Raw genomic sequence first — 18,146 nt, 5'->3', positions numbered from 1 at the left:
CTCTTTTATGCCCTCACAAACTGGTCGTCTCCACCAACTCAGTATTGGCAGTGACATTTTAGCAACTACTTTCCTTTATCCAAGTGCCTTTTTCTGGACAAGTAACCTCAATCAAAGCTCCTTTAGTCACATACTAGTGTTCAGTATAATTTTTTAGATATCGACGCATGTTTATCTTTAATCAGCACACCTGTCTGCTTAACCACGCTATCTGTAGATCGGATGCCTACTTGTCGGACAGGCGTCATTCAGGCAATTCGTTATCAGCATTCTGATGGGGCCATGCAATTTTACACCCTTGATATCGTCACCCCTGACTGGCAATTGACCCAGTCCATTCATACCCGCAGCTTTACCCGTCAATCTACCTTGGATATCCTCACCAGCATCCTTAGCGATTACGACTTTGACAGGCAGCTCTCAGAGCAACTACTCTCATTAGAGCAATTAACCACACAGCTTGCTATGCGTATGCAGTCTGATGTCAGCGATTATGACTTTATTACCGGCTTGCTTGCCGACATCGGGGTCTCTACATTATGGGTATCAGGTGACTCTGTGGATGAGTTGGGCTATTGGTCTTTAGTCAGTGCGCTAGACGAGAATGAGTTATCACCACTTGACTATAGCTACGAGAAATCTTCAGTACAGTCTGGTACAGACTCTGTTGACGAGCTACAGATGATCGCCAAGCAATTAGGCACTCGCACAGTGGTGGTACGTGCCGATGGACTCGCCACTGATACTATCTATGAAGGCGTGGCAGATGACGACTCTCAGCTGGCACTAGATGATACTGCTGTCTTATTAGGGGCACCATCTCGAGTATATAGCGACGAATCTGCCAGCCGCTTAGCTGAGCAATGGGTACGCGCCAATGGTTGCAATAGAGAATACTATAGCGCCACAGGTGCCATGCGTGGCCTAAGTATCGGTAGCCGGGTTAGCATCAATAACCTACCTTCTATCGGTCGTTTATCTACATACTGTACCAGCATGACTATCGTCGGTATCGAACCTAACAGTGATAGCGTCTCTTACCACAACCAAGCGCTGATAAAAGACTGGCTTACGCGTACCACTAAGCAAGCAGCGCAAACAGCATTTAGCGCCATACCCGAGCATGGCTACGACATCGCTCGTGACACAGGTATTTGGGTGAAAGCCGTCTTGCTAGAATCCTCCATTACCTACGCTCCTTATCCAAGCCAGCAGTCCTTTGTCAGCAGTAGCTACACAGGTCTGACCCAAGCTCGTACAGGCGATACCAGTACTTCATCCTCGCCAAGTTACGACTCTAGTGTCACAGATGACGGTCTACAACAAACCATCACCACCCCGGTCTGGGCAGGTATCAGCCCGCATGATGATGGAACGACGCCGCCACTGCGCAGCCTGCAGTTGTCCTCAGGCGCAACTCACGGCTGGCAGTTTGTCCCAAGGCTTGGACAATCCGTCCTTTTAAACCATTGGTATGGTGATATCGACAGCCCTGTGATCAGCCGCGCTCTGTTTGACGGTATCGGCATGGGCGATGTCGATAACAAAGATGTCACTGCCCGTGATGCCGGACTATCCAACAGATATAACCTACAAGGCGGATCATCGCCAAGATGGCATGGTGGCGGGATGGGTCACTCGCAAGTTAATGACGACGATAGTCATCAAGGCTGGATATCAGGCATCGCCCAATACGGACTGACTTCTGACTCTGAGGTTGCACTTCTTTTTGATGACACCCCAAACCAAATCGGCATGCAGTGGGCGGTCAATACCGCTAGTCGTGCCAATGCGCAAACCCCAACGACAACAGACAAAGCCACCTTTGCTCCTGATGAGCATGTGCTTGAATTAGGCGTATTGCGTCATCGCTATAGCAACCATCAATCGACAACCAGCGGACAGGGTATTAACCTTGCCAGTGATCATGGTTTGCAAGCAACAGCAGACGAAGGGGTTCTACTTTCCACCTTTGGTATCCGGCACACACAGTCTGAGCACGAGTCGGCTTGGGTTAATGACGTGGGGCAACGACAGCTGAAACTGGGATCTGAGCTAACCGAGACCCTAGCAGAGGCTAAGCACGTGCATCTGCAGTCGACGAAAGCTATGAAGACCGCTAATCAATCGATAGACGCTTTTAAAACAGCAGCACAAGTCATCGATGACACGCTACAAACCGAAGTAATTGGTGCGCCCGATGTGATGCTGGTCAGTAAAGACAGCATCCTTGCCTCCGCAAGCAATACCCTATGGACAGCAAAGACGATCATACGGCAATCAGGCAGCACGCAGTCGGATGTGGTGGCAGGTAACTATAATCTGAGCGCAGACAGTATCGAGTCATTAGCAGGAGTTGGTGGTCAAGCTCAACTATCGGGTTTACATATCAGTGCCAATACGGGGCCTGTGGCAATACAGGCACAAGGTGGTGAGTTGCAATTGCACAGTCAGCAGTCGATGACGATTGGTAGTGAGTCAGGTCAGGTAAATATCTCAAGTCCTAAGCGCATTAAGTTTCAGACCTCTGCAGGAGCGTCACTGACCATTGATGAGAGTGGTATTAAGCTGGTGTGTCCTGGGACGATTAAGATTCAGGCGGTGAAGAAGGCGCTCGTCTCTGGAGCAAGGGCTAATTACTCTGTACCTATGATGCCGGAGACCGTTCCGCTGTTTAGTAACAAGCTGGATGTTTATGATTTGTTTTATCAGCACAACTTTAAGGACATTGAGTTTCAAATGCTACGTCCTGATGGGCAATTGATAGAAGGAGTGTTAGACGCGCATGGACGTACTGCTCCTGTAATTAGCGATAAAGAAGAAGAGGTTAAGGTTTTAATCGGCTTTAAAGATGCAGAGTGGGGAGTTAAATTTGAACCTGATGAAGAGGATGGAATAGAAGAGCCCAATAAAGACGATAACAACGGATCAGACTATCTTCTAAATCAAAACGCTTATCAGGAGAATAATGATGAGTCAACCTAAAAGCATTCTATTTCAACTCCGCTTTGTTGATTTAATGAATAGACCTTTATCTAATCTGTACCATGAAATTAGAGAGCTAAGACAGCTTATTAGTAGTGCTCGCTCTGATAGTGATGGTCTTGGTACTTGGATAAGCTGATCGTCTGGTACGGTACTAAATATCAGTATCCGTCATCCGCTGACTAATGAGATGGTTGATATTCAACGTTCTATTCCTGTACCTACTCGAAAAGGTAATATCAGAATTCAAGCGCCCTTTTCTATTCAAACGATTAAACTTCGAGAACTTGCAGAAACTGGTGGTTCATATACCAGAAAACCTCATAAAGTGTTGCCCGGTGAGACGCTATATAGTATTGCTAAGCAGTACGATACGACATGGCAAATACTGCTTAATTTAAATAAAGACAAAATAGATAACGCCGACGAGATACTCCCTGATCAATGGATAAAAATTCCACCAGAAAACAGCGGTTTACGTGGACGTACCAATGACGAGCCTGACTCTTTAAAATCTCAAACCGACTATACGGTAAAAAGAGGTGAAACGCTCTCAGGCATATCACAAAGAAGTGGCGTATCGGTCGAAGAGCTACAACGTATAAATGGTATTACTGATCCTACTAAGTTACAGATAGGACAAACGATTAGGCTACGGGGTAGTGATTCACAGACAGTGCAACCTACATCTAGACCCACGGTAACCCCGCCGCTTGAGGATGATGAAAGACTATTTGATAGATTCCAAGATACAGTGATGGATGCTGTTGATACTGTAGAAGATGCTGCAAAAAGTACCATTGATTGGATCAATGAAGTAGCTAGAGAAGGGTTTGAAGATTTAAATGATGCTGTACGTAGAGATCATGAGGCTACTGAGCAAACGCCTAAAACTAGTGATAGTTCAAATAATAATGATTTGTCTGCAAGTGAATCTTCTGAAGCAAGTAGAAATAAAAACCGTGTTGATACAGAACAAAAATCAAATGCAGGAGATGATGGATCGCCAAAAGAGGTAACTACTAAACTAGGTGATTGTAGTTGTAATAGAGAGCTAACTCTTAGTGAATTAGAAGACATATTCCAGGCGCTACATGGACAAAATAATACAGCGTTATTTGCGCATAGTAAATGTGTGTTGAATCCAGCTGAACGAAACTTTGAAAGTTTTACTTTATATTTAAACCAGATATTGGAAAAGTATGATATTAATACATGTATAAGACGCATTCATTTCTTAGCACAAGCACATCATGAATCAGCTTATTTTACAACAACAACAGAGTTTTCAGATGGAACCAAATATAACCCTGGCAAACATAAAGATGCGATTAAAAACGGCAATACTATAATGGGTGATGGTCCAAAATATAAAGGTCGTGGACTAATACAATTGACTTGGAAGAACAACTATAAGCTATATAAAAGTTATTCTGGTTTAGATGTGATATCTGATCCTAGTCTCGTTGACGAATCTTTAGAAGTGTCGTGTGATGTTTCAGGCTGGTTTTGGAAACAAGGCAAAGTATTAAGTAACTCTTCAAGATGGACAGGACCGTCAGGTGGAAGGCCTGCAAGTATAGAGGACGAGGATATAGACTACCCAAAAACTGAAACCATAGAAGGTAGCGTTACATATGGAACTGTAGATATGAATCTTGTAGCAGATAATGATAAAGTTAATTTGCTGACATATCTAATCAATGGTTGGGAAAATGGTATAGAACATCGAAGAACAAATGTTAGACTTCTAAAAGAGTTATTTAACTATCCTTCTAAATGCGTAAGTACTGGAGTACACAGGCCAGAGGTAGAACAAACGAATATTGAAATTGCTCCATGGATGGAAATAGCTATTCGTGAAGGAAAGCAGTGGATTGATACACCTGAACATAGAATTGATGACACAGATAATTATTTTAAACTTATTAATTTTACACCCTCTGGCTATAATACAATGAACACAAGTAGCCAAGCTTGGTGTGCTGTATTTATTAATTACTGTTTGCAAGAAACGAATTTTACAAAGGTTAGTGGCACGGGCGATTCATATGATGTTGTAAGAGCAGATGGGTTTAGAAGAGATACAGTAAACTTTACAGAAATTGATAAACCTATATATGGAGCTATCGCTTGTTATATGAGTAGATCAAATCATTCAAGTCATGTGGCTTTGGTCATTGCAACTCATCCCAATGGAACCCATTTTTATAGGCTTGGTGGTAATCAGAGCAATCATCTAAGTATTGATGTTCGTCCAATCAGTCAATATGAATTCTATGTTCCAACAGCATATTCACCTATTGCAAACACTCAAAAAAACGCACCTCAGAAAAGTGAGGCTAATATGGAAGCACTAGGGATCACTTGGCATGGATGGGCACAAGGATCAACTAGATAGTTAAACATCATTTATTTTTTAGAGTATCAACTTATGAGCCGTCTTATAAAGTGTTTTTTATTAATAGTACCGATTTTTATGGTTAGTTGTAATGCACAATCATTCTCTCCAGAATCTCAACAAAGTAATGAAGAAACTATAAATACGGCTGATGTACATAGTATTAATAATAACAGCAACGGCAAAAAAAAGATCATCTTGTATATGGGTGTTCACGATCTATGGGGTCTTGAAAAATCTTCTAAGTCTGATGCGTACTATTATCGAGTTCTCATTAAAGAGCTACCGAATGACAGTTATTTAGTGCAAGACTTTTTTATCTCAGGAGTCAAATTTACTGATCCGTACATTTTGACAGATGGCCATCTTGAGTATACCGATAACGAGGACGTCGCTCATCCTGATAATTATTATCCAAGAGAGGGGGCGAGAACCGTATGGTTTGAGTCTGGCAATAAAAAAATAGAATCACACTATAAAGATAATATGCCGATAGGGATTTGGATGGAGTATTTTGAAAATGGACAGAAAAGAAGCGAAGATCCTTATTCTAATGGAGTTTTGCACGGTATAACTAAGAGTTGGAATGAGCAGGGTGATCTGACAGGCGAATGCACTTATAGCCACGGCGTCGAAAATGGTCGTTGTTATGTTAAATATTCGTTACATCCTAATATTTATATCTATGATATTACATATAAGAACGGTAAAAAAATTGGTATTTCTAAATCGTGGAATATAGATGGCACAATTGAAGAATTCACCTTTAATGGATCGCTATCTTTACAGGAAATCAAAAAGGGCTTGGCAGAAGATCAGTTTGAAATATTTACTTTCGATGTTAATGCAGATGGTATGGACGACTTGATCATTAGTCGTATTAATGATGCTAGCAATGATTTAAACCTACATCAAGGTGATGAACTTTTCGTTCTGATTGGAGATAAAAATGGTAAATATAAGTTAAGTCTGAATACATCAAACTATACCGACGATGGAGGTTGGTTTTTTTATGATATATATCCTCGTACCAACCGTTCTGGATTTATATTAAAGAATTATTTCTCTAACCGTGGAAACGCTAATCGATCATACTATTTTAACCGTATAGACAATAAATGGATAATCTCAAAATATGTCTCTGACGGTACACTTATCACAGGAGAAGATTACTACTGTGTCGAGAATAATAAACTTGCTCTATCTGAATTTAAATATGGCAAGTCATCAAACTACTCTCAAGCACAGTTTAAAGAGAAGTGTCCTCCGTTACCAATAAAATATCACGTTAAAACAGACAGAGCTGAAATACTGTCCAAGAGCTTTAAATCAATGTCTCCACCAAACTATTATATCAAAGGTGATTCGATCGAAGCTTTTGATCAAAATGAAGACTGGGTAAAAGTCTCTTATAAAAACGGCACTAAATTTGGTTGGATCGATAAGCGTAATTTGAGTCCAGTTTTAAACTAATTTTCTATTCTAAGAATGTCTATATCCGCGCTTCTGGCTTGGCTATAGTCGAGGCACTCTAAAACGGTAGAGTGCTGCAAGGATAAATTTTGCGTAAGCTCTGTGAAGTATACACAAGCAGCCAGCAAGGAAAATTTATACCAGTAGCACGTTGAAATACATATAACAGTTTTATTTCCAGCTGACTATATATAGATTATGTCTTGCTTAACCATTGGTATGGCGACAAAGACAGTCCGGTGATCAGCCGCAGCCTCTATGACGGTATCGGTATGGGCGACACTGATGATAACGACATCACTGCCCGTGACGCAGGACTATCCAACAGACATAACCTACAAGGGGGATCATCGTCAAGATGACATGGCGGCGGTCTGGGACACTCTCAAATCAACGCAAATGACATTCACAGTGGCTGGATCTCTGGTGTCACTCAATATGGAATGACCTCTGATACCGAGGAAGTAATAAGAAAGGCGCAATTAGTTAACTAATTTCATAGTTTGAAAGTCTAATTCCGCATTAAATGTTCATTTAACGACCCTATTATTCCTACCAATTTACCTCTTATTAGATGCCTATAACCAAAAGTATCTGATAACGAAAAAATCCGTCAGATATGGGTTTATTAATTGTCAGGTTCGCGTTATTATCACCCCCTATTAAGCAAGACTCTACTACCTATCAGGAAAGGATATTCTATGCGCTATGAGGTTATTGTTATTGGTGCTGGTATGGTTGGCACATCGATTGCGTGGCATCTACAAAATAACGGTTCGCAGGTGTTGTTGTTAGATAAAAAACTACCAGGGTCAGAGACCTCATATGGTAATGCTGGCTTGATCCAGCGCGAAGCAATTCATACGCATCCTTTCCCGCGCCAAATTACTGAAATGATTAGAGTATTGCCTAATCAAGGTACTGATATTCGCTATCGTATACCAGCAATTTTGCGTTATCATCAAGCGTTATTGCAGTATTGGAAGTACTCTGCGCCTGCGACTGTTAAGCAGATCGAAGCAGAGTGGCAGACGCTGATTGCGCATTGTACCAGCGAGCATCAGACCATGATTACGGCGTCTGGCGCTGATGAACTTATCACCCGTGATGGTTGGTTACAGCTGCATCGTTCTGAAGACACCTTTAAAGAGGCCATTGCTTCAGCCATCGCTGCGCGTGAGAAAGGGGTTGAGCATAACGTATTGAACGTTGAAGAATTAAAAGTGATGGAGCCTAGCGCTAATTTTGATGGTTTTGTCGGTGCGATTCATTGGTTGAATTCATGGCAAGTATCAAACCCAAGCGCCTTGGTAAAAGCATATGCAAAAAACTTCCAAGATATGCAGGGTACGATCAAAGAGAGCGATGTAAAAGAAATCGTGCAAGATGGAGAAGGCTGGAAAGTCATCACGGATAACGATACTTATTATAGTGATAAGTTAGTCATCGCTGCCGGACCTTGGTCTAATGATTTGATCAGACCACTTGGCTATAATTTGCCGTTGTTCCCGATGCGTGGCTATCATCAGCACTTTAAAGTGACTGATAAAAATAATATCAATCACAGTATGTTTGATATGGATAAAGGCTTTGTCATGGGGCCAATGCAGCAAGGTATCCGTATTACCACTGGTGCTGAGATGACGACGATGGATGCGCCAAAGAATTTTGGACAATTAAAAACAGTACTAAAATTTGCTAGAAAAATTCTACCATTAGAAGATGCGGTAGAGAGTGAAGCGTGGGCAGGATCACGTCCTTGTATGCCTGATATGAAGCCGGTCATTGGGCCTGCACATAAACATGAAAAACTATGGTTTGCATTTGGTCACAGTCATCAAGGCTTCACCCTAGGGCCTATGACGGGGCGTATCGTTGAAGAGCTGATACATAACAAACCTGTCGTGGTTGATGTTGAGCCGTTTAGCGCCCAGCGTTTTTCTAACTAAGCTATTGTTTTTTAACTGAGTCATCACTGATTCAAATATTTTAATAAATTAAGGATGAAATACGATGAAAAAGCTACATAGCAATCAACGTATGAGTAAAATTGTTGTCCATAACCAGACCGTTTATTTATGTGGTCAAGTGGGCAATGCGGAAGATGATATCAAAGCGCAAACACTGACTTGTTTAGAGAAAATACAAACACTGTTAGAAGAGGTGGGCAGTGATAAGTCAAAGCTACTATCAGTGACGGTCTGGATAAAAGAAATGTCAGACTTTGCTGCGATGAATGAAGTATGGGATAAATGGTTTGAAGGCATACAGCCACCAGCTCGTGCTTGTGGTGAGTCAGCATTGGCACGTCCAGAGCTATTGGTTGAGATGATAGCTATCGCTGCTGAGTAATTAACTTTACATGATATTTGCATAAAATAAAAAGGAGATGATACTAAAATCGTCTCCTTTTTTATGGGCTTTTATGCGTCAAGTTTTTATAAAACGATAGGTTTATCGAAGGAGTTTTAACGAAAGCGAGCTCACTAAACTAATATGTTTGCTCAGTTAATAGCCTAAGCATTCGTTCCAGAAAATCAGCCACGTGTTTATGCAGGTTTTCTCGATAGGCCCAGTGATGCTTAACTTCGTAACTTGCTTCATCGGGCAGTAATATTCTCATCAGTCCCATCTCTTCATAGCGCATTGCTAGATCACGAGGCAAGTAGCCAACATGATGACCTGCAAGGATAAGCTGCGCAGTCGCTTCCATTTGATAGGTAGTAGCGCTTAATATTTTTGGGCGAATATGATTGATACTGACATCGGTAATATATCCTCTTTTAATCCATGGGTAGTTTTGTTCTAAAGACTTGAAAGTCAGGCCCTCTGATTCATGAAATAATATATGCTCGCGTCCACAGCAGACTACTTGCTCTTCAATAAAGGCATGTTTAAAAGTTAATAAAGGCGGAAAACTGCCAAAATAGCCCACGCCAATATCACTTTCATTACTCAAAAGCTTGTCGAGCATACTCTCAGGGCTCTGCACATCGATAGAGAAATGTATCAATGGATTATCACGATAGCTAGCAGCGAGACACTGGCGTAAGGCGTCATAAAAAATCGTTGGCATCTGATCTATCAAACATAAGCGAATATGGCCACCACGAACAGAATCTAATTGACGAATATAATGCAATTGATGTTGGAAGCTGGCAACTGCCTCAGTAAAGCTCAAGCACGCCTCGTAGACGGCAATACCATCTTCTGTAAGCTTAAATCCAGCACGGCCACGATGACAGAGTTTCATCTCCAGTCTGTCTTCTAGATGTGCCAAGTGACCGCTAATAACAGAGGGGGTAACGTTTAACCGTGATTGAGCGGCCGTCACACCCTGACACTCTACGATAGCCATAAAGCTACGTAGGGTTTTTATGTCTATTTTTATAAGTTCATCGAGCATTTATATTCACGCTATATAAAAATTAAGTGTATAGGAATGGGAGTATTTTAAAGGTCAGGTAGTTTTAGAACACCTATTACATATTACTGTTGCTCACTGCACATTAACGAATAAATGGTATTCTTATCAAATGTTTAGATTTTATCATCGTTTTTAAAAGTAATTTTATATTCACCAAACTTCTAATAATAACGGTTAAATCTTCTTTACTACGAAATTTTAGAAGTTTACTTCTGAATTTTACCATGGTCTACGCTGATATATTTAGGTATTGTCGAAGCATATAAAAAATTGCCTATTCTAAACAAACTGAAACAAGGATGTGATTTATGAAATTCAATCAACCACTAAGTGGCAATGATATGCCAAGATTTGGCGGCTTTGCTTCTATGATGCGCCTGCCGACTCAAGCTGATGCTGAAGGGCTGGATGTGGCTTTTGTTGGGGTGCCTTTAGACATTGGCGCATCAAACCGCAGCGGTGCAAGATTAGGTCCTAGACAAATTCGTGATGAATCACGCATGATTCGCCCTTATAATGTTGCCACTCGCGCTGCTCCTTTTGAATCTTTGCAAGTCGCTGACATTGGCGATGTGCCTATCAACACCTTTAACCTGCTAAAAAGCGTCGATATTATCGAAAAGTTCTATACAGAAAAAGTGGTGAATCATGGCGCTATTCCATTAACCTTGGGCGGCGATCATACGATTGCACTGCCTATTTTACGTGCGCTTGCCAAAAAACATGGCCCTGTCGGTATGGTGCATATCGATGCTCATGCTGATATCAATGATGATATGTTTGGCGAAAAAATTGCTCATGGTACACCGTTCCGCCGTGCTGTTGAGGAAAACTTAATCGATGGCAACCGTGTGGTACAGATTGGCTTGCGCGGTACTGGCTATAGTGCCGAAGAGTTCGACTGGTCAACCCAACAAGGCTTTCGTGTTGTGCCTGCTGAAGAATGCTGGTATAAGTCGCTGACGCCATTGATGGCAGAGGTGCGTGAAAAGTTAGGTGACGGTCCTGTTTATTTGAGTTTCGATATTGATGGTATTGATCCAGCATTTGCGCCTGGTACGGGCACTGCTGAAATTGGGGGCTTGACGTCAACTCAAGGTATCGAGATTATTCGTGGTATGCGTGGCCTTGACGTGGTTGGTGGGGATTTAGTAGAAGTGTCACCGCCATATGACCCGTTTGGTAACACCTCTGTGCTAGCAGCGAACTTGTTATTCGAAATGTTATGTATCTTGCCAGGCGTACGTTATGACGACAAAGTCAAAGCAGTCTACTAATCGCAACTCAAGATATAGATAATAAATCACCCTTTATGAGAATAAAGGGGATTTTTGCTATGCCGCTGAACGAATTATTTAACTGCTATTGAACTTTTTTAGGATGATCTACTCATGACGCAATCAACGCAAGCGCCTTCTTCATTGCCAATCACTTCGCCTCTGACCTGCGGTGAGCTACTGGTGCAATGGCTAGAGTATTATGGAGTTGAGACCGTATTTGGTATTCCAGGTGTACACACGGTAGAGTTATATCGTGGTCTGCCTAATACTAATATTCGCCACGTGACACCGCGTCACGAGCAAGGTGCAGGTTTTATGGCCGACGGCTATTACCGTGCCTCTGGTAAAGTCGGGGTGTGCTTTATTATTACCGGCCCTGGTATGACCAACATCATGACTGCTATGGCGCAAGCGTTAGCAGATTCTATACCGATGCTAGTGATATCTAGTGTCAATAAAGTTAAAGATACGGGTAGCGGTGAAGGGCACTTGCATGAATTGCACGACCAACAAGGCATGGTTAGCAAGGTTGCGCTCATGAGTAAAACTATCTGGCAACCTGAGTCATTACCTAAGGTCATCGCTGAAGCTTTTGCGTTATTTAATGGGGCGCGTCCAGGACCGGTCCATATCCAGCTGCCTATCGATGTGATTACCGCAGATGCTAGTCATGTCGCTAAGCCATCTGATTTAACACCTTATTTAAATGGCTCTGCAAAAAGCCAAGCTGATTCTCAAGGTTTAACACGACCACAAGTCATGAGACCGCTGCCTAATCCTGCACAATTGGATTTGATTGTTGAGCAGTTAAAAAGTGCAAAAAATCCAGTTGTATTGTACGGTGGCGGCTGCGTTGATGTTGATCATGAGGCGCAAAAATTGGCAGAGCTTATCGATGCACCGACATTTTTGACCATTAATGCCAAAGGTTTATTGCCACCTGGTCATCCTTTGAGTTTGGGTAGCAATCAGTCATTAGACGCCGGTCGCGCCGTTATTAGCGAGGCGGACTTGGTATTGGCGATTGGTACTGAGCTTGGTGAGACCGATTACGACGTCTTCTTTAATGGCGAGTTCCAAATCAACGGCACACTCATTCGTATTGACTGCGATGCTCAGCAGCTGCAACGTCCTTTTAGAGCGGATATCGCTGTACTATCTGATGCACAGATGGCTATTAGCGGCCTCTGTACACGTTTAGAAAGTCATCAGCTTAATCATCAAGCAGCGTCACGAGTAATCGAGGCAAAGCAGGCGTTAATAGAAGCTATGACGCCAGACTTTGCTGGACAAAATGCACTGCTTCAACTAATTAGAGATGAAGTAAAAGACGTCATCTTCGTTGGTGATTCGACCCAACCGGTCTATAGTGGCAATCTTGGCTTTGAGGCGCTGGCGACCCGTAAGTGGTTTAACTCATCGACTGGGTTTGGCACGTTAGGTTATGGCTTGCCTGCCGCGATTGGCGCAATGATTGGATCGAAGCTTCCTGTCATTAGCCTAATCGGCGATGGTGGTATTCAATTTACCATTGCAGAACTCATCTGCGCGGCTGAGCTTGAGCTACCGTTGATTGTCTTATTATGGAACAACCAAGGTTATGGGGAGATTCGCCGATATATGGAAGAAGGTGGATTACCATTGATTGGGGTTAATATTAAGACACCTAACTTTGAGCCGCTAGCAGCAGGGTTTGGTGCTGGTTATCGTAGAATTACAGACAAACAGCAACTGCTAGACGCATTTCAAGAAGACATCAAAGGTAAACAACCTGTCATTTATGAGATTGATGAGGCTGATGATTTTCTTTTTGAAATGGGTAAGACCTTCACCTGCTTTAGTTAATGAGCTGATGCTAGTTATGCAAAAGTCTGGTCGCTCAAGGAAGAACGTCTATGGTGTTAAATTCTAATCGCTCGTCTAGTAAGTTGTCTGAGCTGTTAGATGGCTTATTAGCTGATTTGACAGCTGTTGTTGGGGCGACTAATGTACTGACCAAGCCCAGCCAGCAGCAAGCCTACGTGCACGGAGCGATTAAGTCTGTTGCTTCTACTACAGTAGCAGTAGTGACACCGGATTCTTTAATCGCACTATGGCGTGTCATTAACCTTTGCGCGGCGGCAGATGTCATTATTATTGCTCAAGCTGCCAATACCGGACTGACCGGAGGATCAACGCCATACGGTGAGTATGATCGGCCTGTGGTAGTGATTTCGATGCAGTCGCTCAGTGGTATTTATCTACTCAATGATGCGACGGAGGTTATTGCCTTACCAGCTGCGACCCTTCAACAACTGGAGTCTAATCTTGCACCGTTAGGGCGTGAACCACATTCAGTATTAGGCTCTAGCTGTGTTGGTGCTTCGGTCATCGGCGGTATTTGTAATAGTTCTGGTGGGATGTTGGTGCAGCGTGGCCCTGCTTATACTGAGATGGCACTGTTTGCCAGACGCAATGCCTTAGGTGAGTTTGAGTTAATCAATCACTTAGGAGTTGATTTAGGCACGCATCCAGAAGAGATGCTTAATAATTTACAAGCTGGCACGTTCGATAAAGATTTGGCTAGCCCTAATAAAGCGTGCGCAAACCATCAGTATCAAACCAAAGTACGCGATTGCGAGGCTAAGACGCCAGCTAGATTCAACAATGATCCTAACGGATTATATGAAGCGTCAGGTTCAGCAGGTAAAGTAATTGTATTTGCTGTAAGAGTAGCGACTTATCCTAAACCTAAGCAAGAGCAAGCGTTTTATATCTCGACCGATGATGCTGATACCTTGACCATGCTGAGACAGCATTGGCTTAAAAGTGAATTACATCTGCCTATTTTGGCAGAGTATATGCATAAAGATTATAATGACATCACGCTACGCTATGGCCGTGATACTTGTTTGAGTATGCGCAAGCTGCCTGCTAGTAAGATAGGAGCGTTGTATCGACTACAAGCAAAGATTGGTTATTATCTGGATAAATGGAGATTACCAAAAACTTTGCCAGATCGCGTGCTACAGATAGCATCTACCTTTATGCCAGCATCATTACCGAAAGTTTTAGCCGAGCAAGCAGTATCATACCGTTATCATTTAGTTATAAAAGTAGCGAATGTTTGTGCAAGTGACAGTCATATCGCATCTGCTCAAGAATTTTTGCAGTCTCATATGCAGCAGCATCAAGGTGTACTACATACATGCACAGAAGAAGAAGCACAGGCATTATTAGTATTTCGCAGTGCGGCAACGGCTGCTATGTTTCGTTATCACAATCTAAATCATAGTGAATTTGGCGAGCTAGTATCTACAGATATCGCCTTGCCAAGGAACGCTGTAGATTGGGATGAATCGCTACCTCTTAACTTGCAAAGACAAGTAAGCAAAACCTTTTATTTGGGACATTTTTTTTGTTATGTCATGCATCAAGACTACTTACTAAATCCTACTATTGACTCAAAAACGTTCAAGGATGAATTGTTGGCATTTTATGATCAGCGTCATATTGAATATCCCGCTGAACACAATGTGGGTCATGTTTATACCGCTAAGTCTGAATTACATTCGTTTTATAAAAAACTAGACCCGACTAATTCGCTAAATCCGGGAATTGGTCAGACAGCGAAATGGAAAAATTGGCGATTGTCGCCCATCATGGAGGAATTAAATGACGGTTAATATAAATAAGTCGCAGCAGCCTGTTCTAGGCAACAATGCTGTCGATCCAAAAACGCCGCAAGGAGAGCAATGGCGCGCGTCATTGTGGAAATTTTTATTATTTTCAGCGCTTGGTATTGCGCTATTCATCATTCCATTTCAATGGGATGGTAAAGTTACCATTTTACTTGGCGTATTAACCGATGCTTTGCAAGCTATTTTAGGTGGTTACGTCGCTTATATTACACTGGCGATAGTTACGACCTCTTTTATCGGGGCACTGGCAGTAAAAGTGTTGCGACCTGACTTGCATGCAGACTCTTTATTAAGAAAACTATTCGATGTCGATTGGTTTTGGCTCGCTGCACGTTTTTTAGGCGCCTTGTTCATTTGGATGATTTTTTTACAGATAGGCCCTGAGTTTATTATCAACCGTAATACTGGCGGCGTTATTTTTGAAGATCTTATCCCAATTCTGATTCCTTTGTTTTTCTTTGCCATCTTGTCCTTACCATTTTTGACTGATTTTGGCTTGATGGAATTTTTGGGAACGTTAGCCAGTAAAGTATTTATCAAACTATTCAAACTCCCAGGACGCTCGGCAGTAGATGCCATGTCCTCTTGGTTTGGTGCGGCTTCCATTGGCCTGCTAGTCACTATGCAAGAGTACGATAAAAGTTATTATAGTCAGCGTGAAGCAGCGATTATTGCCACAACCTTTTCGGTAACTTCAATCGCTTTTACTTACGTCGTCGCCAAGACTATTGGCGTAGACAACAATTTTGTTTTCTTTTATCTGACCATCGCTCTGACGGGTTTTATAGCTGCTATTATTATGCCGCGTATACCACCGTTGTCATTGAAGCCTGATACTTACCATTCTGGCAAATGTATGTTAGATGAAGAAATTCCTGCTCAATATAGTATGCCGCAGTGGGCACTGAACCGTGCTGTGACTCGTGCGCATTCTATGCCGAGCTTGGGTAGCGTGTTTAAGCATAGCGTCAAGAATTTATTTGATATCTATCTTGGACTCATTCCGGTTATTTTTGCTATCGGCACCATTGGTCTTGGCTTAGCAGAGTACACGCCAGTATTTGATTGGCTTGCAACCCCACTGGTGCCAGTGCTTGAGTTATTACAGATTCCAGAAGCCGCAAAGGCTGCTCCTGCTATGATTATGGGCTTTGCTGATATGTATCTACCAGCGTTGGTCGGTAAGAGTATTGAAAGTGAGATGACACGCTTTATTGTCGGTGCTGCATCTATTACCCAGATTATTTATATGTCCGAAGTTGGTGCGCTAATTTTGAAGTCAAATATTAAGCTCAACGTTTTAGAGCTATTTATGATCTTCATTATTCGTACACTTATTAGCTTAGTGGTTATCACTTCAGTAGCACATTTGCTGTATTAGCAGTCTACTTATAGCATCAATAAAGCCGATTTGATTTAAAATCAGATCGGCTTTTTGTTTTCTGCTCTTTGTTAAGGCCTCATAGAGCCGTTCATAAACAAAAGAAGTGCAAACACTATAACGCGCTACTGGGATAAGTTTTTTCTTGCTTGCTGTGCCTGCGCAGACAGAGGCTGCGCAAAATTTATCCCAGTAGTGCTGTATTTATTTTCTAGTAGATCGACTATACAAAAGTACGATTAAGAAACAGCATTAAATCGCCAACCGCGAAAACTTATCTTGATATTCTTTCGGTGTCAGCTCAGTGGCACGCTTAAACAAGCGTGTGAATGAGGAGATATCCTCATAGCCGACTTGCTCAGCCAGCGATTTTATCGTCACATCTCCTGATTCCAACAAACGCTTTGCTTGTTCAATTCTGACTGCCTGAATATACTCAATTGGGCGCATCGAGACGCATGACTGAAAACGTCTGTTTAAGGTGCGCGGGGTAACATTGACCATGGCTGCCAAACGGCTGATATGAATAGGCTGCTTAAAATTCTCCTCGATAAATTCTTGTACTTGCTTAACTAGCTGGTCTGAATGCGGCTTATGCAAAGTCACGTTGGTATAGCTGTTCTGATTGCCACGTTTACTATCAATAATTTGGGTTTTTGCCACTTGGGTAGAAATCTCACGTCCACAATAACGCTCAATTAATAACAACCCTAAGTCATAAAAGGCGCTACCACCTGCCGCACAAAATATATTGCCTGATTGGTCTTTTGACTGGCTTTTTGAGTGAGTAACAAATTGATTCTCTTGCAAATCAACCAAAGGGAAATCCGCCTTAAACTTACTGGCATAGCCCCAATGGGTTGTCGCTACTTTGCCATCGAGCAAGCCAGCCTTTGCTAAAAAGAAAGCCCCGCTACAGTTACTGGCAATATCCGCTTTGGTATTTGCCAGTCGCTGCAAATGCGGAATTAACTCACTGTTTTGACTCAATACTTTATCGATTGAATCGCCAATCGTTGGAATCAATAACAGGTCGCACTCAATCACATCTTGAATATCGCAATGCGCTTGCATGATTAAGCGATTGCTACATCTGATATCCGCACCGCCTAAGCTCGCAATCTGTACATTAAACCTTGGCTCTACCGTCTCATCCAAAAAGCGTTGCCAACTAACACCAGTAAACGAAAACAAATCTAGCGCCCCAGCGAGCACGCTACCGAGCACACCATCGAAACCAAGGATAATCACTTTAAAGGGTTTAGAGTAGGGCAAAATTTAGCTCCCTTTAAGTGTATGCGAATTTATAGCTGATAATAAATAAAAGCATTCGCTAATATTTGCGTGCAGCTGGTAAAGATTTTCTTGCGTGCTGTGCGCTTCGCCAGACAGAGGCTGCAAAAATCTACACCAGCTGCACTATGCGTAATTTGAAGTTCACTCAGCATAGGTTAGAGGAAATGTCTTGTTTGACCATAATTATGTCATAAATGACAATACGGCAAGACGTTAAATTAGA

At 42.3% G+C, this 18,146-nt stretch carries 12 protein-coding genes; 10 read left to right on the top strand and 2 right to left on the bottom strand.

From position 1 onward, the window contains the following. Nucleotides 1-159 precede the first annotated feature (159 nt). The 6 genes from ACTQ9S_RS05085 to ACTQ9S_RS05060 all read left to right on the top strand — a co-directional run bounded on the left by ACTQ9S_RS05085 (nt 160) and on the right by ACTQ9S_RS05060 (nt 9,211). The gene (locus tag ACTQ9S_RS05085) at nt 160-2,985 is read left to right on the top strand and encodes a contractile injection system protein, VgrG/Pvc8 family (RefSeq protein ID WP_440454390.1); all 2,826 of its coding nucleotides are present in this window, start codon (nt 160-162) and stop codon (nt 2,983-2,985) included. Nucleotides 2,986-3,175: 190 nt separating this feature from the next. Next, nucleotides 3,176-5,386, top strand: a complete 2,211-nt coding sequence (locus ACTQ9S_RS05080) for a LysM peptidoglycan-binding domain-containing protein (RefSeq protein WP_440454157.1) — start codon at nt 3,176-3,178, stop codon at nt 5,384-5,386. A gap of 33 nt (nt 5,387-5,419) precedes the next feature. Then, nucleotides 5,420-6,859, top strand: a complete 1,440-nt coding sequence (locus ACTQ9S_RS05075) for a GW dipeptide domain-containing protein (protein WP_068035014.1) — start codon at nt 5,420-5,422, stop codon at nt 6,857-6,859. Between the two features lie 203 nt (nt 6,860-7,062). Further along, a complete protein-coding gene (locus tag ACTQ9S_RS05070) occupies nt 7,063-7,221 on the top strand; it encodes a hypothetical protein (RefSeq protein ID WP_440454155.1) in 159 nt (52 codons plus the stop codon). Nucleotides 7,222-7,560: 339 nt separating this feature from the next. Continuing rightward, nucleotides 7,561-8,808 carry an NAD(P)/FAD-dependent oxidoreductase gene (locus ACTQ9S_RS05065; protein ID WP_440454153.1) on the top strand — a complete coding sequence of 416 codons (1,248 nt, stop codon included), beginning with the start codon at nt 7,561-7,563 and terminating at the stop codon, nt 8,806-8,808. Nucleotides 8,809-8,872: 64 nt separating this feature from the next. Next, entirely contained in the window at nt 8,873-9,211 is a 339-nt protein-coding gene (locus tag ACTQ9S_RS05060) for a RidA family protein (protein ID WP_440454151.1), read from the top strand. A 139-nt stretch (nt 9,212-9,350) separates the two neighbouring features. Here ACTQ9S_RS05060 and ACTQ9S_RS05055 read toward each other — a convergent pair whose 3' ends face one another. Continuing rightward, nucleotides 9,351-10,265, bottom strand: coding sequence for a LysR family transcriptional regulator (locus ACTQ9S_RS05055; protein WP_440454149.1), 915 nt, complete (start codon nt 10,263-10,265; stop codon nt 9,351-9,353). 329 nt (nt 10,266-10,594) lie between these two features. On the opposite strand from ACTQ9S_RS05055, the gene speB reads away from it, so the two are divergent. From speB to ACTQ9S_RS05035, 4 genes are all read left to right on the top strand, one after another. Further along, nucleotides 10,595-11,563 (top strand): agmatinase, encoded by a 969-nt coding sequence (speB, locus tag ACTQ9S_RS05050; RefSeq protein WP_068035022.1) that lies wholly within the window; start codon nt 10,595-10,597, stop codon nt 11,561-11,563. 114 nt (nt 11,564-11,677) lie between these two features. After that, nucleotides 11,678-13,411 carry a 5-guanidino-2-oxopentanoate decarboxylase gene (locus ACTQ9S_RS05045; protein ID WP_440454147.1) on the top strand — a complete coding sequence of 578 codons (1,734 nt, stop codon included), beginning with the start codon at nt 11,678-11,680 and terminating at the stop codon, nt 13,409-13,411. 50 nt (nt 13,412-13,461) lie between these two features. After that, complete coding sequence (gene dld, locus ACTQ9S_RS05040; protein ID WP_440454145.1) at nt 13,462-15,231, top strand: D-lactate dehydrogenase; 1,770 nt, start codon at nt 13,462-13,464, stop codon at nt 15,229-15,231. After that, entirely contained in the window at nt 15,221-16,627 is a 1,407-nt protein-coding gene (locus tag ACTQ9S_RS05035) for a YjiH family protein (protein ID WP_068035027.1), read from the top strand. Before dld ends, ACTQ9S_RS05035 begins: the two co-directional genes overlap by 11 nt. Nucleotides 16,628-16,879: 252 nt before the next feature. On the opposite strand, the gene ACTQ9S_RS05030 is transcribed toward ACTQ9S_RS05035, so the two are convergent. Beyond that, nucleotides 16,880-17,902: a GlxA family transcriptional regulator gene (locus tag ACTQ9S_RS05030; RefSeq protein ID WP_440454144.1), complete on the bottom strand. Its 1,023-nt coding sequence runs from the start codon at nt 17,900-17,902 to the stop codon at nt 16,880-16,882. Nucleotides 17,903-18,146 lie beyond the last annotated feature (244 nt).

Source organism: Psychrobacter sp. ASPA161_9 (assembly GCF_051970275.1).
In the GTDB taxonomy this organism is placed as follows: domain Bacteria; phylum Pseudomonadota; class Gammaproteobacteria; order Pseudomonadales; family Moraxellaceae; genus Psychrobacter.
Note: the sequence above shows the minus strand (reverse complement) of the source record. Positions and strands in the feature narration are given on the sequence as shown.